We start from the raw sequence: 19,415 nt of genomic DNA, 5'->3' as shown, positions 1-19,415 counted from the left end.
AGCTGAAGATCGGGTAACACCCGGAGGAGGTATGGATAATGACGACACTTCATTCAGCGCGTGATTTCATGATTGCAGCCGGTCTTGCCGGTATCATGATGTCCGGCCAGGCAATGGCCCAGGACGCCCAACCAGTTAATGCGGATCCAACACCGCCGCCGACATATGATTTTGTGCAGCAAGCCGGAGATATGACGTTTGACGGCAGCACGTTGACCTTGTCGAATGCCAACACTGGTGTGCTCTATTTCAGCGACCGTCCCTATCGCGTTGGCGGCCAGATTACCAACGCACAGTTTGCGGATTTCTGGACATCTGCTGACGGCTTCGAAGGCGACCCGCCAAACGCGGTGGTCAGTATCCTTAGCAAGACCGACAAGGCACCGGCACTTGTCGAGCTGACGTCGGCCAAAACCGAAGGCTCAACCATGGTTTATGGTGTCACGCTGTTGCGTGGTGAGCTACCGGAAAGCGCTGAAGGTGTTGCCCTGTTCATTGACCGCAGTTCAAGACCGCATCGCGCGCAGCGTCATGGCGCGACAGCAGCCGCGCCGGGAAGTGTAGGGTTCGAGCCCTACGGTCCTTACTGTTATCACTCGCCCCAGGATCCACGATGCCGCGCATGGCACCATCCTTATCATCCCTACTACCCGCCCCATCACCCGTATTACCCGCCATATCCGCCGTATGGACCCTATTATCATCCAGGAGCCTATGCTGCTGGTGTGGCAACGGGAGCTGCGATCGCCAATGCCAACAAGCAGCCTGCCTATTACTACTATCCGATCCCGACAGGACCGCTGCCGTCGAATTGCTGGATCAATTCGCAGCACACGCAAATGGTCTGCACTGTAAAGCTTCAATAGTTGAAAGACTGCCTTCCGTGTCCCAGGACACGGAAGGCATTGTCGGATAACGCCAGCGTGCAACCGGCTTTTGGCCGGGACGCATCAATCGGCATTCTTGATCAATCCATCAATTAGATTTGCTGGTTCAGGGAGACTTCCGCACCTAGATTGGCCGAAATCGCCATCAGGAGGCCTTCATGAGTGACCAGCTTTCGCTCCTTCCCGACACCTTCGAGACTACGCCAAAATTTAAAGTCTCCGGGCGTATCGAAGGTATTTTCGGAACGTCCGACAAGGATGACTTTCGAACAGATCCAGTCGATTTTCTGGAACTGACTTTCGAGGGTATCCCCGGCGACCGACATGCCGGTTTTACAAGGCTGTCCGGTGGGCGGGAGCCCTGGTATCCACGTGGCACGCAGATGTGCAACGAACGGCAGGTATCGATTCTTTCCAGCGAGGAGCTCATCAAGATTGCTGCACTTATGCAGATCGAGGAGCTGAAGCCTGCGTGGATCGGAGCAAATTTTCTTCTCTCCGGCATTCCTGACTTGACCAGGGTCCCGGCGCGCACTCGGTTGGTTTTCGAAAGTGGCCTTGTGATCCGCGTCGACGGTGACAATCTGCCGTGTCGCTTTGCAGGGGCCGCGATTGCGCAAAACTACCCTGACCGGGAAGGGCTGGATCTCCTTTTCGCACAAAAAGCGCGGGGATTGCGTGGCCTCGTGGGTTATGTCGAAAAACCCGGTGTTGCCCGTTCGGGTGAAGGGGTGGTGGCGCATATTCCTGAGCAATGGATTTACCGGCGCTCCTGAATGCCCAATTCTATGGGGCCGTACCCTGTTGCAAGAGTTTCAACAACGTGGAGAACATGATGCTTCCCATCCATCATATGATTGATCAGGCTCCCGAACCGGTCGCCCCGTTTTCCCATGCCGTTGAAATCGACGGTTGGATCTTCGTCACTGGCCAGATGCCGACGGCACCCGATGCGCCCGATGCCCCTTTGCCTGACGGTGTTGAGGCGCAAACCGAACGGGTGATGGAAAACTTGAAACTTGTTTTGGCAGGGCTCGGCCTTGGATTGGAAAACGTTACCTTCATGAGAGTTTATCTGACCGAGTTCAAACGCGACTATCAGGCCATGAACGAGACCTACAAGAAATTCTTCGACAAAGGAAAACTACCGGGGCGCACCTGCGTTGGCGTTTCGGGCCTGGCTGTTGATGCGCTGGTTGAAATCGACCTGGTCGCGCGGCGACCCTAGGGCGTTTCACCTCCAGGAGCGACAGTCGCAACAGGAGCTGTGTCTTCAGGAAACAAAATCGTCTTCTGCCGAGACACGGTTTTTACAGCCCCAGCCCTCCAGAACCGTGTTCATGTCGTCGACGACAAAGAACCTGGCGGCATCCCTGTCGTAGCCATCGTCTAGCAGCACATCGTAGTCCGTCAATTCATGCCTCACATAGCTCGTAGTCGCCTGCCATAGCGCGATGGACGGCGGAAGTTGCCTGAGATGCCCTGCCAGTGATGCTGTGAGGATGGATTCGGCGTCGCGCATCGGTATGTGCGGCAACAAGAGCCGCAAGGCCTTGCGCATGTCTTTTTGTCGTTTCGTACCGCCAGTCATGACTTCTGGTAGCACGGCAAGTGGCTCTACATCAGCAACAAAAACGATCAGCCGTTCGAATGGAGAACTTTTCCGCTGATGGAGCCGTTCGACAAGGAGAGGCCGTCGACCGTCCCGGCTTCAATGGCACTGGCTGCAACTGTTTCATAGGGTTGCGGGCGGCCGAACAGAAAACCCTGGACCAGATGGCACTGCAGTGCTTCCAGGACCTCAAGTTGGTCCGGCTTTTCAACGCCTTCAACCACACACAAGATCTCCATTGAGCGGCAAAGATTGACGATCGAGTTGACGACGCCAATGGCGACAGGGTCCGCGATGCCGGAAACGAAACTGCGATCGATCTTGACGCAGTCTATGGGCAGTCTGTGCAGATAGCCGAGGCTGGAATAACCGGTTCCGAAATCGTCCAGGGCCAGTTTTACCCCGGCAGCCCGCAGCGTCTTGAGGCAAGTTTCTGCAGCTTCATAGCTGCCAATGACCGACGTTTCGGTGATTTCGAACATGATCCTGCGTGGATCAATTTTTTTCTGGCGAATGATGTCCAAGAGCGCAGCGACCGTCTCTGCCGAGGTGACGTCGTGGGCGGACAGATTGAAGGAAAGACTGAGCGAACCCGGCAAGCCATTGATCTGCTCCACGGCCCGCTCGAAAAGGTGAACGGTCAACCGATGGATCATGCCGGTGCGCTCGGCGATCGGAATGAAACGATCGGGTGGAACCCGGCTCAAAACCGGACTGTCCCAGCGTGCAAGGGCCTCGAAGCCGACAACTTCACGTTCCGGCAGAGAAATGACCGGTTGGAAGTAAATCTCAAATTCTTCAGCTAGATCTGCGTTTTGCAGAGCGTTTTCAATCGCCCGCTCGGAACGGATGCGTGCCTCATGTTCAGCTGAATAAACGGTCGTTCGACCGCGTGAGGCCGTTTTGGAATTGTAGAGCGCATAGTCCGACCGGTCGAAGAGAACATGCGCGCTCGTGCCGGCTTCCGGATAATAAGCAATTCCGCAAGATGCTCCGACGGTTAGTTGCAGATCCCCGATGCGATAGGGTTCGCTGATTTGTTCGCAGATGGTTTGACCGGTCTGTGCAGCGTCTTCCAGATCGCCCCGGTAAAGAAAACCGAACTCGTCGCCACCCAGCCGGCAAATGTCCAACTGCGACATACCGATGCTTTTCAGCCGGTTCCCGACCTCGGTGAGGAGCTGATCGCCAAGCTTGTGACCATATGTGTCGTTGATGGGCTTGAACCGGTCCAGATCAACAACTCCGACGGCAAAAACAGCGTCGGTTCCTTTCACGTCAGAAATCAGGCTTTCGAGCCTGTTGAAGAAATAGCGTCGGTTGGGAAGACCGGTCAGGGCATCGGTCTGTGCGAGCTGAGCATTTTCAGCGCTCAGTCGTTCTGTTTCCTTTTGCTTGGCAGCCAGTGCGGCCTGAGAACGGACGAGTTTGCAAAACCCCTTGTAACCGCTGAGCAGAACCTGAATGACAACAAGGCAGACAAGAAAGATGTTCATCGCGATGGCGATGTAAACGTCTTGTTCCTGGCGGATGTAGTGAAAGAGGTAGGGGACGGTGACGATAATCATCACCATGAGAGCTGCCTGCGGCAGGTTCATCAAACAGAATATGCAACCGATGACCGTGATGGCGATGAAGAGCGCGATATGCCCTCTTTCGGCAGGGCCGCCATATCCGTCCAGGCTCAAAGACCAGGCGATGTAGATGACTGCGACGAGGCTGCCCAGAATGACCGTCTGGCGCATCTTTTTGATGGCCTGGTCCGGCCCCAGAACCACTCTGCGCGCACGCAGCCACGTCACCATTCTGATCGACGTGAAGATCAGCATCGGAACAAGAATGCCGACGGTCAGATAGAATGGTGCAACATCGTAATGCGTGTAGGAAACCGCAATCGCGTTGACCATCAGCAAGGCATAAAGGGAAGGAATTTGCGACTTCAGCTCATTGTATTGAGCCTGCGCGATCTCCGGATGGCGAGGATCGATCATCATCCATCTCACGAACGCCGAAAATTTGCTCATCTTCTCCTCTGCCATGCTTTATTTCTATCGGATAGAAGATGAAAGAAAAGTTATAGATGTAAAAGCGCGTTACTTAACGCGTTTGACAATTTGCGCCAAAAGATCACATGGATGACGAAGCGTTAATACGGTGCAGTGATTGGAAAAGCAACTTTTAAGTGTGTGTCCTGATGGTTCGAGTTGCATTGTTCTGTGATTTCTGTTTCCAAATCCGGGCCTTGCGACGTACACACGTACTCGTTTGCAGGCTCGCCGCCTCTTTACCGCAAGACAGGACAGCGATGGATTGCGGGTAAACCGCCGCTAATAAGAAAAGCGAACTATTTTTTTATCGGCGAAATGCGCTATATATCCAGCCATGGCAGATAGAACCAGAACACGGCTCCTGAACGCTCTGAAGTCATCCGGACCCAAAACAGCGGCGGATCTTGCCGAAGGGCTCAATGTGACATCAGTCGCCGTTCGTCAGCACCTTGATGGGTTGTTGCAGGATGATCTGGTGGCTTTTGAGGATCTGAAAGGGTCGGTCGGGCGTCCCAAACGAGTGTGGGATCTGACACCCCAGGGGCATCAGCAATTTCCGGACAATCACTCCAATCTGGTGCTGGGGCTGCTGAACGGCCTAACTGATCTTTACGGTGCCGATGGACTGGAGAAACTGATCTCTCATCGCGAGGAGCATAGCCGGATCGCCTATCTGGAAGCCTTGAGCGAAACGTCCAGCTTGTCTGAGAAGGTGGGTGTTCTGGCCGAGTTACGCACGCAGGAAGGCTACATGGCGGATGTCGCGCAAGAGGGTGACGGATTTTTGCTTATCGAGAACCATTGCTCGATCTGTGCCGCTGCAACTGCCTGTCAGGGCTTTTGCAGATCGGAACTGAAGCTGTTTCAGGATGTGCTTGGTCCCGATGTTGACGTTGAGCGCCTTGAACACCAACTCTCAGGCGACAGGCGGTGCGTCTACCGCATCGAGGCACGTGCCTGAGACCGTTTTCTGCCGTCTGTGTCAGAAGATTTCCCTGGCAGATCCAGTCTTGTGTGACCATCAAAACCAACAAGCCCCATCGCGTTGCAAGGAGGTCGGGCAATGTCGTTCATGAAACCGGTCCTGGCGCGGTTGATCGATCGGTATTTCCAACCGTTCGAGACACATTTCAAGCCTTTGGAGCTTCCCGTCGCGCCTTTGCCGGACAAAGGTCCGCTATTTCTCGTCTGGCATTTTGCCAAGATGTTCCGGTGGCAGCTTGTTGTCGTGTCGGTTCTGGCTATGATTTCATCTGCGCTGGGTCTGGCTGGAATTTGGGCGATTGCCTATGTCGTGGATGGGGTGACCGGGCAGGGGCCTCAAGCGTTCCTGCAAACACATGGCAGGTTTCTAACTGTCATTTTCGTTCTGTTTGTTCTGGTGGATCCGGTCGTGTTTCTGCTGCGGCAGACTTTCGCCTTTCAAACGGTCCGGATACTGCTTCCAGCGGCCATGCGCTGGCAGGCTCACAAGGCGGTGGAAGCGCAGGATCTCGCATTTTTTGAAGATACCTTTGCCGGTCAGGTCGCTTCGCGGATTGCTCAAGTCACAATGTCCGTTCATCGGCAGATGATGTTGGCAATCGAAACCATCCCTTTCCTTGCGATCCAGTTTGGTGGTTCATTTCTGTTGCTGCTGGCATTGGCCTGGCCGCTGGCTATCCCGGTGTTGATCTGGATTGGTGCCAATATTGTGGTCGCCTGGGCCGCGATCCCGGCCTATTTGCAGCGCTCCGCCAAAGTGGCGGCGGCCAACTCGCGCGCGACCGGGGCCATGACGGACGTTTACTCCAACATTGCCATGGTGAAACTTTTTGCGGCTGAAGATTCTGAAGCCGGCGCTATCAGGAAGGTGATCGGTGAAACCATCGATACGCGCCACAACGAAAATCGTTCCTACATTCTGACTGATAGCAGCGTCCATTTTCTTAACGTTCTAATGGTGCTGGCCGTTGTCGCCATAGGTTTTTGGGGTATGAGCGGAGGCTGGGTTTCGATCGGAGACTTTGTCGCCGGCCTGACCGTAACGCGTTCACTCTCAGCTGCTTCTTCGAGTTTTATCGGCGTCGGTCAGTCGGTTACAAGCACGCTTGGCACCATAAAGGATGCCATGCCGATCATGACGAGCCGACCGGAAATAACGGACAAACGCGACGCGGTCGAATTAAGTGTCGACACAGGAGAAATCAACTTTGATAGGGTCTCCTTCGCCTATCAGGAGGACCGTCAACCGGTTCTGGAAGACTTCGATCTCAGAATTTCCGCTGGTGAGCGTGTTGGCTTGGTCGGCTTGTCCGGGGCAGGCAAGTCAACGGTCATTTCTCTTCTCATGAGACTGCGCGACGTGTCCGCCGGCAGCATTTCCATCGACGGCCAGGATGTGAGGGACATTACTCAGGTCTCCCTGCGCAGTCAGATCGGTGTCGTAACCCAGGATATCTCGCTTTTGAACCGCTCTATCCGAGACAACATCCGCTATGGCAAGCCTGAGGCAACGGACGCCGAAATTCTGCAAGCGGCGCGGGCGGCAGAGGCACTGAACTTCATTGAAGATCAGAAAGACAGCAAAGGCAGGCAAGGGCTTGATGCGCACGTAGGAGATCGCGGCGTCAAGCTTTCAGGCGGCCAGCGACAAAGGATCACGATCGCAAGGGTCCTTTTGAAGGATGCTCCAATTTTGATCTTGGACGAGGCAACTTCGGCACTCGACAGCGAGGCGGAACTTGCCATTCAGCAAAACCTTGCACGCATGATGGAAGGACGTACGACGCTTGCAGTTGCCCATCGCCTGTCGACCATTGCTGCAATGGATCGGCTGGTTGTGATGGACAAAGGCAAAATCATTGAAGAAGGCAGCCATCGCGATTTGCTGACCCGCGGCGGGCTATATGCAACGCTTTGGGAACGGCAATCCGGCGGGTTTCTGGCATTTGATTCAACAGAGCAGACTTAGGTGTGGCGTGAGTAAAATTAACTCTAAGTAGAGTTCCTGCTTCGCTCTCCGCTCGATGCAACCTATAGACAACCTGCTGTATCGAAACTGGAGTGGGTGGATGCCGGTCTGGAAAAGTGTCTTCCTTACTATCGTTCTGATGCTTGCGTCCGGTGTTGTCGCGGTTGGCGTTGCCAGGGCTCAGGCAGGTTCGGACAGATCGCCGGGCAAACTCACTTACAAAGAAGACTTCAACGGTGACGATCCCGAGTTGATGCTGGGTGGCCAAATTGAGTTTGACCAAACTGATCGGCCCTGGATGAAAAAAGTCGACGGAGGCAAGCTTGTTTTCGTCAATGATGCCAGCCCCAAAGCCGCCCACTATGACATTATCAACTGGGCACGCTTTGAAGGAACGAACAGTCTAACCCGCTTGTACGGCAGGGCAATGGCCGTCACGGTGATTTCAGATAATTCTGGCAGGGGCGGCGCCGGTATAGCGGTGCTGACGGGTAGACACGGCGACTACTGGTTATTTGCTGTTGCAAGCAAGGGAAAATACCACGTTCTGCGAAAGGAACGCGGCAAACTGACTTTGGCCTATAGCGGCGCACACGCTGCCCTGAAAAGGCGTGGACCGAACCGCATAAGTTATAGGGTTTTGGGAAACGAACTGGTTTTCAGAGGAAATGGTATCGAGATCACGCGCGTGCCGTTCGACCGATTGAAGTACCGAGAATTTCAATTGGCGCTTGCGGCTTTTGGACGGGGTACTTTCGAGTTCGACGACGTTGTCTTTACGGGCAGGAAAGCCAATAAAACAAGCAGCTCCAAAATCATGAAGATCAAATCCGGGAAACTCAAAGAATTGGTACCTGCCGGCGGCAAGTTCAAACGACTTAAGAAAAATGATCAAGGGCGCAGCGTTAGTCCACCGGGCGAGGGAACAAGGTTCTGATCAAGGTGTGACGGGAACCGCTGGAGCCTGTGCGTCGCTTCGCCGAATCTTTTGAAAATCGCAGGACAGTCGGACTTATCGCCTTCGTAAGATAACATTCAAGTGCCATTGCTCAAGTGCAAGTGCAGAAGTCTTGTCTTTGTAAAGTGCTTCATATCTTTTGAAAAATTCTGTCTCAAGTGCTTCAGCGGTTCGCTTGGTCGTTTCAGACGGGCGAAAGAGTTGACGCCTCAGGGAGCTGGCTGCAAATGCACGTGTATATCCGGCATAGCTCTGTGCATAGAGTTCCGGTTCATCGACGTGATCGGCGAAGATGTCACCGTTCCGATCCGGGACAACCTCGATTGTATCTATTTCATAGGCTTCATTCAGATCGGCATGGATCTCAAAGGAACTGCGCGCTTCTTCCGCAGTCATGAACCAAAGGCCGAACAGGAAGGTTTCTGAAGCTTTTCGGTCCAGCAGACCATCTTCGGTCATGCTGGAAGTCACCTCCTGCATTGCTCTGTAAAGCGTCCGCCCGGAAGCCGCAGTGCCATTGATTTCTCCCTTGTTCGGGACAGCGCCGATGGTCGAGACAAAAAGGTAGCCGTCCGGACGCAGTTCTTCTGCGCGCAGGCGCAGGAATCTGATCCAGTCCCGTTCGGCGATTTGCCACATTCTGGTTCTGGCCTCGCCAGTAAGATCGGCAAACCAGACCGTGTCGGGAGCGGGCAATGAAGCGGGGCTGCGAAGCCAATGGCTTGCAAAGAAACACGTCGCCAGAGAAACGGACCGGTCCGGCCGCATGCGCTCATAAAATGAACCAACGGATGTTGAGACCTGCGCCGGGTTTGTGCCCTGCACATACCCGTTGTCACCGAAGATCCGATGCATGAGTGCGTTCCAGTCGTTGCCGGGCTGGTCGGCATGACACACGGAGACCATCTTGTTGGGCGCACAATCGTGCCAGCAGGAGAGGGCCGGTTTTACGGTTTCAATTGCGCTTTGCCCGGGGCCGCAGCCAAAGTCGGTCATGTTCAGGACGTCAGCATGTGAGGAGACGCGCTGGGCAAGTTCACTGATAACTCTGGCGTTTGCGAGAGCATTGCTTTGCTGTGCGCGAGAATTCGCATCGTAGTCGACCATACCGTCGGTCGTGCGATTTACTGCCTTGCCACTTGTCATAGAAATCTCCGGCGTTCCCACGATTTTCAGTATGCCCTAAGGATTTGCACAGTTCAGCCTAAGTTTTAAGGGTCGTTTTGGCCAGCGTCATTGGGTGCCAGGCGTTGGCGCTGAACGGTTTGGAGGAATGCCTCCGCGACGGCATGAAAGATGCTTAGCAGCATCCTTTTGGTTCCTTTTGAGCAGCCATGTCCGGTTCTTCGATAGGGTGCGCGTACCCAATCCCCTTCGGGCCGCAGATGCCCATGTGGCTGAGCGGTCGATTTACAGGAAGTAAGTCTGTTGATTTTTCGAAATCTGAATGACAAAACTCCCCTATGGATAAAAGAGACCGCGCCGAGCTATTTCGCGAAAGGCTTTCCGACGCTTTGCGCAGCCGGGACATGAACCGGAGTGATCTTGCGCGCGGAGCCAGACTTGATCGCTCCACGGTCTCGCAGCTTTTGTCCGAAGACGCGCCGCGATTGCCGAACGGACAAGCTCTTGCTGCCATCGCAACGGCATTGAGCGTGTCTTCCGACTGGCTGCTTGGCTTGTCCACCCACCGGGGGGCCGCGGCTGAAATCCTCGATCAGGCCGTCCAGGTGGCAGAAACGGAGCGCCATCCCGTCGATGAGCATCTGCTTGCATGGTATAGGGATGCTGTTGGTGCGAAAATCCGGCATGTCCCGGCCAATTTGCCGGATGTTCTAAAGACCGAAGCCGTGCTGGCATATGAATATGCCGGTGAAACGCTGCGTACTGCGGATCAGGCGATCACAGGTACGAAGGATCAACGCGCTCTTTTGGGGCGGGCTGAAACCGACATGGAAATTGCGCTCTCCAAGGAAGCATTGGAAGGTTTTGCACGGGGTGAGGGGCTCTGGTCCGGCCTTCCGCCAGAAACGCGCAAAGAACAGCTCGAAACCATGGGACGGATCCTGGACGATCTTTATCCGTCTCTCCGGCTGCATCTGTTTGGTGCGAACGACCGGTTCTCCGCCCCCTTCACGGTCTTCGGCAAGAAATGGGCGGCCCTCTATTTAGGCCAACGCTATCTCGCTTTCTCCAACACCCGCCATGTACAGCTTTTCTCCGGCCATTTCGACGACCTGGTGCGCCACGCACTGATCCGCTCGCACGAGGCTGGCCAATTTGTTTTGGACTTGAGCAAGAGCATCTAAGCTCAAGACACCACCATCAACTCAGAACATTTTTGATGCAGAAACTGGAACAGCACTCAAAAATTCTGCCTTTGAACGTCGGTTTCCGGTTCTTTGATCCCCCTACAGGAATTGCCCGCTACGAGACATTGCAACTCAACATTGACGGACAAAAAGTCGTTTTTGAGAACGTTCAGATCGATCCTTGATGAAAGTTAGATACGGGGATTTGGATACCTGTCTCAGTGGCCAACCTTGTGTTGCTGCAGTGCTTTTGCGGTTGCCAGGGATTTGGCTGGATGGAAGCTGTCGGCTACGGCCATTTCCCAATAGGTTGAATAGGCGGGAATGTTGTGTGCTTCGTCGAGCAGTTCTCCCCGTTTCAGCCAGGTGAGTGCGGCGCTTGCAGGCATGATCGCGCGGTTGCCTTCGCGCAGGTAAAAATGCTCCGGCTCGAATTCGCTTGGGTGATCGAAGCCGGAAGCCGCCGTGAAGGCTTTCAGGGACCTGAGCGTGTTGCGATGGAAATTCGCGACCCTTTGGGATTTATCGGGAACGTCCAGCGCCTGCTGACGCTTTGGGTCCTGGGTTGCAACACCGGTCGGACAGCGGTTGGTGTGACAACTCTGGGATTGAATGCAGCCGACGGCAAACATGAAGCCGCGCGCCGAATTCACCCAATCGGCCCCGAGTGCCATTGTGCCAGCTATGTCATAGGCGCTGATCAGCTTGCCGCTGGCTGCCAGTTTGATGTCGTCGCGCAGTCCGGTGCCGACCAGGCAATTGTGTACGAAGGAAAGCCCCTGACGAAGCGGTGTGCCAAGCCTGTTGGCAAACTCAACGGGCGCCGCGCCCGTTCCGCCTTCCGCCCCGTCCACGACGATGAAATCAGGCTTTACGCCGGTTTTCAACATGGCCTTGACGATTGCCATGAATTCCCATCTGTGCCCAACACAGAGCTTGAAACCAATCGGTTTGCCGCCGGACAGTTCGCGAAGTCTGGCGATGAAATCCAAGAGTTCGAGCGGCGTTGAGAATGCGGAATGGCTGGCCGGCGAAACGCATTCCTTGCCAACAGGAATGCCGCGCGCCTCTGCGATTTCTTCCGTAACCTTGGGGCCCGGCAATACGCCGCCATGGCCAGGTTTTGCGCCCTGGCTCATCTTGATCTCGATCATCTTGATTTGAGGGTTGGCGGCCTGTGTCTTGAACTTCTCCGCATCGAAGGTGCCATCTTCCGCCCGGCAGCCAAAATATCCACTGCCAAGTTCCCAGACCAGATCACCGCCGCCCTCCCGGTGGTAGCGCGAGACGCTGCCCTCGCCAGTATCGTGATAGAAATTGCCTGCCTTGGCACCCTTGTTCAGAGCCAGAATCGCGTTGCCCGACAACGAACCGAAACTCATGGCGGAAATATTGAACAGGGATGCCGAATAGGGCTGCTTGCAGTCCGGTCCACCGATTGTAACCCTCAGGTCGTCATGCGTTTCGGGTTTTGGGTTGATTGAATGGTTCACCCAGCCATACGCGTTGTCATAGACATCCAGTTCCGTGCCGAAGGGCAGCACATCTTCAATGTTCTTGGCCCGGTCATAGACCATCGACCGACGTTCCCGCGAAAAAGGTCGCCCGTCCTGGTTGCTTTCAAAGAAATATTGCCGAAGCTCCGGCCTGATGGCTTCGAACAGAAACCGGAAGTGACCGATCACCGGATAGTTTCGAAGGACGGAATGCTTGGACTGCGAGAGATCCAGCACACCTGTGACAGAAAGAGCTGTGAAGACGGCAAATGGCCAGAGGAAGTGAACGTTCCAGGCAAAGATCAAGATGAAGCTGACAAGAGTCAGAAAAAGGCACAGAAGGAAAACGAAATAACGGGCGGGAAACACAGGCTGGTGACTCCTCAATCAAATTGGCATTCATAGTTGTGTCAGGCAAAGGTCGAAAAGAAAAGAGAGATCCGCTACGCGATTGAAATGCAGTTTCTCCAGCGGCCCTGAGAACGCAGGAATTGGTGTTCGTCCAAGATGCCTAAAGTATCGGGATTGACTGCCGGTATTCACCTGTCAGGCGAGATAGGAAACACAAGTGTACCCAATGCTTCAGCGTTCGGCGCCAGGTTTCGGTTTGATCGAAACCATTTTTCAACCAAAAGGTGTGTACCGGTTGGTAGTTCCTAACGATAAGTCAATTTAGTATATCGATGTAATTGCAAGTTTTTATTTTCTTAAAAATAGCAAAAGGGGTGGGGTAGTGCTTAGTTTGAACGCCATTCTGATCATAATTCTGTGTTTTCTGGTCTTTATCTCCGGTGTGCTTGCTTACATCGCCTTTTATCGGAAGCCAAAGGAAGCTGAAAAAACTGCTCCAGCTTCTGAAGCGTCTTCTGGTTTTCGAGAAATGCTGGCTGACGACATCGTCAAATTCTCCATTGTCGGGTTGATTTTTGTCTCTGTGGTCGTACTGGGCGTTGGTATTTTTGGCGCTTCGAACAGCGATGCAGTTGAAAACAGTCAGTATGTATTCGCAGCCTTGTTGCCCCTGTTCGCAACCTGGGTGGGCACGGTTCTCGCCTATTACTTCAGCAAGCAGAACTTCGAAGCGGCCAGCAAGGCGACGGAGAGCCTCGTCAAGTTGTCAGGGCAAAAGCTCCGAGCTGTCCCTATCGAGGAAGCCATGATTCCTGTCGGAAATATTGTTGGGACAGTTGAAGCGCCGAATGGGGACCTTAAGGAAGTTCCGATCCAGAAGTTGGCAGAAGCTTTTGAAGACAAACTCCCTGGTGGCAGGCCGATTTCAAGAGTAGTCATCCTGACGCCGGGCAAGGCCTGCGTTGGTGTGCTTCATCGCGGTCTTTGGAGCGAAATGCGCGCTATCGACCTTCCGTCGAATGTTACCGTGAATTTCAAGAATGACCCGAAGAATGCGGACAAACTGGAGAAGGTGCACGACCTTGCTAGCGAGTCGCGGGCGCCTGAAACCTTTGGAACATTCATCACGGGGTATGTCGCCTTTGCGCGGGCGGGTGGAACGCTCGCGGACGCGAAAATGCATATGGAAAACAAGGACGGCTGTCAGGATGTGATTGTAACGGCCACCGGAAAGTCAACCGAGCCTGTTGTTGGCTGGGTCACCAACGTTGAAATCGGCAAGGCTCTCGAGGCCTAGGCTGATCTTTGCTTGTTTCCGATGATGGTCTGGCGCGAACCGTTTCATGAAGGCGCTTTCTGGCCGGTCTTAAGAATGCCGATCAGCAATTTTGCTGTCCCGGCTGAGCCGGGTTCCTTCGACATCGTTTCCGCGGCTTTTTCAGCACCAATTTGATATTTGGGGTTTTCAAGGGCTTTCAAGGCAGCAGTCAGTTGTTCCGGCGTCAGTTTCTTTTGAGGCAACGGGGCGGGGCCAGCGCCAATCTTGTGCACACGGCTTCCCCAGAATGGCTGATCGCCAAAGACCGGGCAAATGAGAGAGGGCTTGCCCCAGCGCAGCGCTTCATGCGTGGTGCCGGCTCCGCCATGGTGGACAACAGCTGAACACCGCGGAAACAACCAGCTATGCGGGGCCTTGTCGATCAGGAAAAGACGGTCCGCCATTTCAGAGGACAGTTTCTCTTTCACAAGTCCGCCCCAACCGGTGGCAAGCACTGCGCGCTGTCTTGTGTTCTCAAGACTTTCAAGAACTGTTGCCGTCAGCTTTTCAGGATCTTGGCTCGGCATTGAACCGAAGCCCAGATAGACGGGAGCTTTGCCGTCTTTCAGGAATTGCTGTAGATCGGCTGGGGGCTGATAGGCTGCGTCCGGCTCTGTGAGCCAATAGCCGCAGGCAATATTTTCGTCGCCCCAGTCCTCCGGTGTCGGCACCAGCGCTCTGGAAAAGGCTTGCAACGCAGGCGCCATGCCGCCACTCGGCCAATGACCGTCCATAAGAGCACCGGACATTCCAAATTCTGCTTCTGCTTCCGGTTTGATCGGTTTTATGAGTGACGCCAGTCCGGCCTTCATCAAAAAACGTCCGGCCAGATAGCTTTTGCGATTGAAGTAAGCGCCAAGGTTGGGAATGCCGAAGAGCGGCAATGGAAATTCTGCTGTCGGAGCGGTAACGGGTTGGAGCGCAGTCGGGAGAGCGGGGACACCAAGACGCCGTGCTGCAAGCGTCACGACAGTCGCTTTCAAATTGAACAGGATCAGGTCCGGCTGCTCATCGAGCGTTATCGACCACAGGCATCTCGTCAGTTCTTTCTGAAGTGCAAGGTTCTGCTTTGCCGCCCTGATTTTCCCTTTCAGTGAAAAGAGTGCCTCTTGAATTTCTTCACTTTGCAGAAGTGTCTGGTAATTGATCGGCATGGAACGGGCCTTTGCTCCCGTCTGTTCGATCATGTCCTCAAAGCCTTCGCCGGTGGAAAGCGTTACTTCGGCACCCTGCTGCACCAGAGCATTTGCGAGCGCGACATATGGCTGGACATCACCTCGCGTACCTAGCGAGGCAATTAGTATTCGTTTCGCAGCATTGGACATAAGGACTTCCAGAAGCGGTGACGCCGGGGGCGGCGATGAGAGGCCTTAGCTGAGATGGCGGTTGCCAGTCCCGGTTGCAAGCACCTAACTGTATCTTGGTTTTCGTGCTTGGCTGGAAAGCTGGTGTCCAAGGGGTGATTGCCAGAAAAAAGCGAATGGCATAAGCCTGTTCGAAATCGTTCGTTTCTCTATCTGAAAGCCCTTAATGCATACCGTTTTTTCTATTCGCACGGAAGGTCAGGGTCTCTACGAGTTCACCCGGAACGTTGCCGGCTGGGTCTCCGATCAAGGTGGCAAGAAAGGGTTGTTGACGCTCTTCGTGCGTCACACCTCCTGCTCACTGTTGATACAGGAAAACGCCGACCCGGACGTGCAAAGTGATCTGAAAGCTTATTTGCAGCGTCTGGTGCCCTCTGCGGATCATCCGTCCATGAATTATCTGGTTCATACATTTGAAGGGCCGGATGACATGCCGGCCCATATTAAGGCGGCGCTCTTGCCTGTTTCCTTGTCCATTCCGGTGACAAACGGCCAAATGGTTCTGGGCACCTGGCAAGGCATTTATCTGTTTGAGCACAGAACACGCCCGCACCAGCGTCAAATCGCGGCTCATTTCCTTTCGGACAACTAAGATTCGTTGAAAATAAAGGGAAATTGGAAACAGGTGTGACGATCGTCACACATAAAAAATCCCAACCCCATAGAGTGGTCACATTGTCCAAACGCGCTTGCCGCACAGGTGATCAGCCATCATGGGAGCAACGAAATGCGATCAAGCCTTGTGATTTTCTTTCTGCTGCTTTCCCAGTCTGCCTTTGCAGACCAGGACCCCAACCGGCCGACTGGAAAGATTGCCAAGGACCTCCAAATCGAGGAGGCGGTGTTCATCGAGTGCTTCAAACCCGTCAATCCGGAACCTGACAAATTTCCAAGCGGCGCGGAACAGCGTGCCAATAAGGCGATTCTTCTGCCTTGCCTGCAAAAGGCAAACCCTGCCATTACAAATGACCGGCTTGATGCTGTCATGGACACGTATCGCCCGGAAGGGGCGTTTCGAAAGTAGGGCTAGGGCTTACTGGTCTCGAAGCGCGGGAAGGCCGACGCCCGTGCTTTCGAACCCACCATCGGCGGCGACCACTTGGCCAGTCACATACGTTGCCTGATCGGAACACAGGAACGCAATCACCTCAGCAATTTCAGTCTCCTGGCCATATCGGTTCAGCGGTATGGCATCATGATAGGCATCGATGATTTCCTGGCTGTGAACCGCCATGGCGAGTTTGGTTTTCACAGGACCGGGACAGACACAGTTGGCTCGTATGCCATGTTCTCCGAGTTCTGCTGCCTGCTGCTTCGTAAGCTGTATCACTGCAGCTTTCGAAGTGCCGTAGGCAACGCGCAACGTTGAAGCGCGCAGACCGGAAATAGAGGCAATGTTCACGATCGCGCCCCTTGTCGCCTTTAAAGCTGGCACAGCCGCTTGAGACACGAGAAACACGCCATCCAGATTTGTCTCCATGACACGTCGCCAAACTGCGAAGTCCGTCTGGTCGATTGGTCCGAATTCGGCAACGCCCGCATTGTTCACGACCGCATCCAGACGTCCAAATCTGGAGAGAATTTGCGGCAGTGTGGTTGCCACGTCTTCCGGAATTGAGACGTCACAGATGAAAGGGACCGCTTTCTCGAGGTCACTCCCGACCCTGAGCAGTTCTTCACCGTCCCTGTCCAGCATTGCAACGTGCCAGCCACGGTCCATCATCAGATGCGCAGTGGCAAGACCGATGCCTCTGGCCGCACCAGTGATCAGAACAACCTTATTCGTCATGTGCTTCCCGACTGATAAGTTCTGGCTTCAACGCATTGAGATACATACACGGATTGCCCCTGCATTGTCCCAAAGGGCAACGTCCTTGTCGTTGATCCTGAAGCTATAGGTGCCGGATGGGTCCGGTGCATTGACCGCCAAGGCCGCAAACTCGGCAAAGGGAATGATCCTGCCAGCTTGGTCTCTGACAAGCATCTCGCCAAAGGAATAGGACTGGTCAAATTTATAGCCATATAACGGGCCAAGGCTCTTCGCATCCTTGCCCGAATATCCGCGTGGCCCGACTGGCGCGTAGATGCCGTTGATGACACTCCAGCCGCCTTTGAAGCTGACACGACTTATTTTTCCGTCGGGCAAACTGAGTCTTTGCCAACCTTTTTGGAATGAACATCGATACAGAAGTCAGCTGCTTCTGCAGCTGCTGGGAAAAGGAAGAGGAGAAAGACGGACAGGCGGGTCAGACGCATGACAAATTCCAAGAGAACGATTTTCCGAAAGAAGACCGCAGCGTCGATGAGCCGTCAAGGCGGATAAGGCATACAAATGCCCAACTTCTTTGACAGGCGGCTTCGTGAGAACACCAGCATGTCGTGTTGAATCAGCTTGTGAATTTCTTCAATCAATTTCTCAGGAAGAAAAGAGTTATATTTTTCAGATAACTAGGCGAGAAACTTAATAGGGTGAAATCAAATGGAAATGGAGGAACAGTGTTTCAGCTCTCGTTCGCGTAGTGTTGGAAAAGCTGATCAAGCAACAAGACAGTAGTGCAATTCTGACGCAGGTAACGGATCGGATTCACGTCATGCTCACATATTTTTGCCTTGCAATTTTAACGATGTGGACCCACATGTCCCAAGAACGATGAGGGTCGTTCCTCCCCAGACTGGCGCCGGACTTCCTGGAAGTTTCGGCGCCTTCTTTATGCAAGCTTTCGGAAACCGGCCTTGCGGCATTTCTCCAAAAGCGCTCGTAGGCAGTGCAGCCGGTGCCGCCTTTTTGAACCGCGGTATCGTGATCTTTCCAGATTTACCAAAGATCGTTTAGGTGGCCCGCGCCGTCGGACGGGGACGGCGCGGGCGCTAACACCGGCCTGAAAAGGAGGGGCTCAGGACACGGTGTTTTCGGTCGCCGCCAGCTTGGCGGCAATCTGGTCTTTCAAAAAAGCCGTTTCTTTTTCAGATCTTCCAATACCTCGTCCGAGGCGGGTGCCACGTCGGTCTCGATGCGATGAACTTCTCGATTGATGTTGTGGTACTCGTCTGCGAGGCGCGCAAAATGACTGTCGCCAATTTTCAGTTGATGCAGTTTTTCAGCCGCTTCTGGAAATTCTTCGTGCAGCTCGTGTGGGACGTGGCTCATTCTTGCCTCCTTTTAAGACACTCAAAGTGCCGCCAAGCCGGAGCGGTTACCTTGAGCAAGATCAATGTTGGTGGCATTTGAGCAGATGAGTTTGCTTGCCGCAGCGGTAACAACGGTATGCGATCCCTGAGAAGTTCAAGCTTCTGTGGATTCGGCTCCATGCGTGTGAGCCTTGCACCGGCTTCATGGGGCTGTTTGCAAGACCTGATCAACACCCGACAAGAGAGGTGCGGAGCCCAGACGTTTGGCATGTTTGGGTGACGAATTCGGTTCAACGCCGAAGGCTGTCAACACAAGGGATACTTCGTCTGCTCAGGCCTTGAGTGGCCTGAGCGCACCTTTCACCAGGGTCTTGGCGGCACGCCCAGCTTCTTGAATATAGCTAGGGTCCCGATGGACGAGCATGGTGGAAAATGCACCATCCATCAGCAGAACGACCTGACGTGAAACCGCTCCGGGCTGGGTACATCCATGAGACGCCAGTGAGTTTGTCAGCCAGTCTTCGAATTTCTTTTTGTGCGCAGCACCAATGCGCAGAGCTGGATGGCCTGGCTGATTGGCGAGTTCTGCGGTGGTGCGCAGAAAACCGCAACCCTGCCATTTCGGATGCCTTGCAGCCTGCGTCAATTCTTGGAAGATAGCTTCAACCTTGTCGGCGACGTTGCCTTGCGCAGCCCCAAACCAGGTTTCATAGAGTCTCAAGTTGGGTTGATCGCGAGACGAAAGATACTCTGCAACAAGATCATCTTTGCTTTCAAAGTGATAATAGAGCGTCTTTTTCGTAACACCGGCCTTCGCGGCAACCGCATCGACGCTCACCGCTCGAATGCCCTCCCGGTAGAAGAGCCTCGTTGCCGCATCAACAATCTTGTTTCGTGTTTCTTTTCGCATTTTGTATTCTTTTTCAGTTAGTTACGAAAAGTATACTAACTAGTGAGTGTACTGGTATTCTGTCTCTCGCTAGCGTG

Annotated in this window: 20 protein-coding genes; 11 read left to right on the top strand and 9 right to left on the bottom strand. The window is 54.0% G+C overall.

Translation table 11 applies throughout. The features are described 5' to 3' along the window. Window positions 1–38: 38 nt before the first annotated feature. From ACZ1HV_RS06815 to ACZ1HV_RS06805, 3 genes are all read left to right on the top strand, one after another. Window positions 39–866 carry a hypothetical protein gene (locus tag ACZ1HV_RS06815; protein WP_298815881.1) on the top strand — a complete coding sequence of 276 codons (828 nt, stop codon included), beginning with the start codon at window positions 39–41 and terminating at the stop codon, window positions 864–866. 179 nt (window positions 867–1,045) lie between these two features. Beyond that, window positions 1,046–1,663, top strand: a complete 618-nt coding sequence (locus ACZ1HV_RS06810; RefSeq protein WP_472717674.1) for an MOSC domain-containing protein — start codon at window positions 1,046–1,048, stop codon at window positions 1,661–1,663. 59 nt (window positions 1,664–1,722) lie between these two features. Beyond that, window positions 1,723–2,115, top strand: coding sequence for a RidA family protein (locus ACZ1HV_RS06805; RefSeq protein WP_472717673.1), 393 nt, complete (start codon window positions 1,723–1,725; stop codon window positions 2,113–2,115). Window positions 2,116–2,160: 45 nt separating this feature from the next. On the opposite strand, the gene ACZ1HV_RS06800 is transcribed toward ACZ1HV_RS06805, so the two are convergent. Continuing rightward, on the bottom strand, window positions 2,161–2,478 hold the full coding sequence (locus ACZ1HV_RS06800) for a DUF2293 domain-containing protein (protein ID WP_472717672.1): 318 nt from the start codon (window positions 2,476–2,478) through the stop codon (window positions 2,161–2,163). Between the two features lie 47 nt (window positions 2,479–2,525). Continuing rightward, window positions 2,526–4,523, bottom strand: coding sequence for a putative bifunctional diguanylate cyclase/phosphodiesterase (locus ACZ1HV_RS06795; protein ID WP_472717671.1), 1,998 nt, complete (start codon window positions 4,521–4,523; stop codon window positions 2,526–2,528). A 358-nt stretch (window positions 4,524–4,881) separates the two neighbouring features. On the opposite strand from ACZ1HV_RS06795, the gene ACZ1HV_RS06790 reads away from it, so the two are divergent. The 3 genes from ACZ1HV_RS06790 to ACZ1HV_RS06780 all read left to right on the top strand — a co-directional run bounded on the left by ACZ1HV_RS06790 (window position 4,882) and on the right by ACZ1HV_RS06780 (window position 8,437). Beyond that, a complete protein-coding gene (locus ACZ1HV_RS06790) occupies window positions 4,882–5,508 on the top strand; it encodes a helix-turn-helix transcriptional regulator (RefSeq protein ID WP_298958299.1) in 627 nt (208 codons plus the stop codon). Between the two features lie 102 nt (window positions 5,509–5,610). Beyond that, complete coding sequence (locus tag ACZ1HV_RS06785) at window positions 5,611–7,500, top strand: ABC transporter ATP-binding protein (protein ID WP_298958297.1); 1,890 nt, start codon at window positions 5,611–5,613, stop codon at window positions 7,498–7,500. Window positions 7,501–7,600: 100 nt separating this feature from the next. After that, window positions 7,601–8,437 (top strand): hypothetical protein, encoded by an 837-nt coding sequence (locus ACZ1HV_RS06780; protein WP_472717670.1) that lies wholly within the window; start codon window positions 7,601–7,603, stop codon window positions 8,435–8,437. Between the two features lie 75 nt (window positions 8,438–8,512). Here ACZ1HV_RS06780 and ACZ1HV_RS06775 read toward each other — a convergent pair whose 3' ends face one another. After that, on the bottom strand, window positions 8,513–9,604 hold the full coding sequence (locus ACZ1HV_RS06775) for a class I SAM-dependent methyltransferase (protein ID WP_472717669.1): 1,092 nt from the start codon (window positions 9,602–9,604) through the stop codon (window positions 8,513–8,515). Between the two features lie 317 nt (window positions 9,605–9,921). Here ACZ1HV_RS06775 and ACZ1HV_RS06770 point away from each other — a divergent pair, with 317 nt between their 5' ends. Both ACZ1HV_RS06770 and ACZ1HV_RS06765 read left to right on the top strand, forming a co-directional pair. Beyond that, window positions 9,922–10,767 (top strand): helix-turn-helix domain-containing protein, encoded by an 846-nt coding sequence (locus tag ACZ1HV_RS06770; protein ID WP_298958291.1) that lies wholly within the window; start codon window positions 9,922–9,924, stop codon window positions 10,765–10,767. A gap of 35 nt (window positions 10,768–10,802) precedes the next feature. Further along, window positions 10,803–10,955: a hypothetical protein gene (locus ACZ1HV_RS06765; protein WP_472717668.1), complete on the top strand. Its 153-nt coding sequence runs from the start codon at window positions 10,803–10,805 to the stop codon at window positions 10,953–10,955. A 33-nt stretch (window positions 10,956–10,988) separates the two neighbouring features. On the opposite strand, the gene ACZ1HV_RS06760 is transcribed toward ACZ1HV_RS06765, so the two are convergent. After that, the gene (locus ACZ1HV_RS06760; RefSeq protein ID WP_472717667.1) at window positions 10,989–12,635 is read right to left on the bottom strand and encodes an FMN-binding glutamate synthase family protein; all 1,647 of its coding nucleotides are present in this window, start codon (window positions 12,633–12,635) and stop codon (window positions 10,989–10,991) included. Between the two features lie 364 nt (window positions 12,636–12,999). Between ACZ1HV_RS06760 and ACZ1HV_RS06755 the strand changes: the two genes are divergently transcribed. Then, window positions 13,000–13,914, top strand: a complete 915-nt coding sequence (locus ACZ1HV_RS06755; protein WP_472717666.1) for a hypothetical protein — start codon at window positions 13,000–13,002, stop codon at window positions 13,912–13,914. Window positions 13,915–13,958: 44 nt separating this feature from the next. On the opposite strand, the gene ACZ1HV_RS06750 is transcribed toward ACZ1HV_RS06755, so the two are convergent. Further along, window positions 13,959–15,260 (bottom strand): glycosyltransferase, encoded by a 1,302-nt coding sequence (locus ACZ1HV_RS06750; protein ID WP_472717665.1) that lies wholly within the window; start codon window positions 15,258–15,260, stop codon window positions 13,959–13,961. 205 nt (window positions 15,261–15,465) lie between these two features. Between ACZ1HV_RS06750 and ACZ1HV_RS06745 the strand changes: the two genes are divergently transcribed. Both ACZ1HV_RS06745 and ACZ1HV_RS06740 read left to right on the top strand, forming a co-directional pair. After that, a complete protein-coding gene (locus ACZ1HV_RS06745) occupies window positions 15,466–15,891 on the top strand; it encodes a secondary thiamine-phosphate synthase enzyme YjbQ (RefSeq protein WP_472717664.1) in 426 nt (141 codons plus the stop codon). A 135-nt stretch (window positions 15,892–16,026) separates the two neighbouring features. After that, window positions 16,027–16,323 (top strand): hypothetical protein, encoded by a 297-nt coding sequence (locus tag ACZ1HV_RS06740; protein ID WP_472717663.1) that lies wholly within the window; start codon window positions 16,027–16,029, stop codon window positions 16,321–16,323. Between the two features lie 9 nt (window positions 16,324–16,332). Here the strand turns inward: ACZ1HV_RS06740 and ACZ1HV_RS06735 are convergent, their stop codons facing one another. From ACZ1HV_RS06735 to ACZ1HV_RS06720, 4 genes are all read right to left on the bottom strand, one after another. Beyond that, window positions 16,333–17,088: an SDR family NAD(P)-dependent oxidoreductase gene (locus ACZ1HV_RS06735; RefSeq protein WP_472717662.1), complete on the bottom strand. Its 756-nt coding sequence runs from the start codon at window positions 17,086–17,088 to the stop codon at window positions 16,333–16,335. Window positions 17,089–17,115: 27 nt separating this feature from the next. Next, complete coding sequence (locus ACZ1HV_RS06730; protein WP_472717661.1) at window positions 17,116–17,445, bottom strand: hypothetical protein; 330 nt, start codon at window positions 17,443–17,445, stop codon at window positions 17,116–17,118. 798 nt (window positions 17,446–18,243) lie between these two features. Continuing rightward, complete coding sequence (locus ACZ1HV_RS06725; RefSeq protein WP_472717660.1) at window positions 18,244–18,447, bottom strand: YdcH family protein; 204 nt, start codon at window positions 18,445–18,447, stop codon at window positions 18,244–18,246. Window positions 18,448–18,759: 312 nt separating this feature from the next. After that, on the bottom strand, window positions 18,760–19,338 hold the full coding sequence (locus tag ACZ1HV_RS06720; RefSeq protein ID WP_298815925.1) for a TetR/AcrR family transcriptional regulator: 579 nt from the start codon (window positions 19,336–19,338) through the stop codon (window positions 18,760–18,762). Window positions 19,339–19,415 lie beyond the last annotated feature (77 nt).

The organism is Roseibium sp. JB4-4, assembly GCF_055693425.1.
This window is presented reverse-complemented; position numbering and strand designations above follow the sequence as displayed.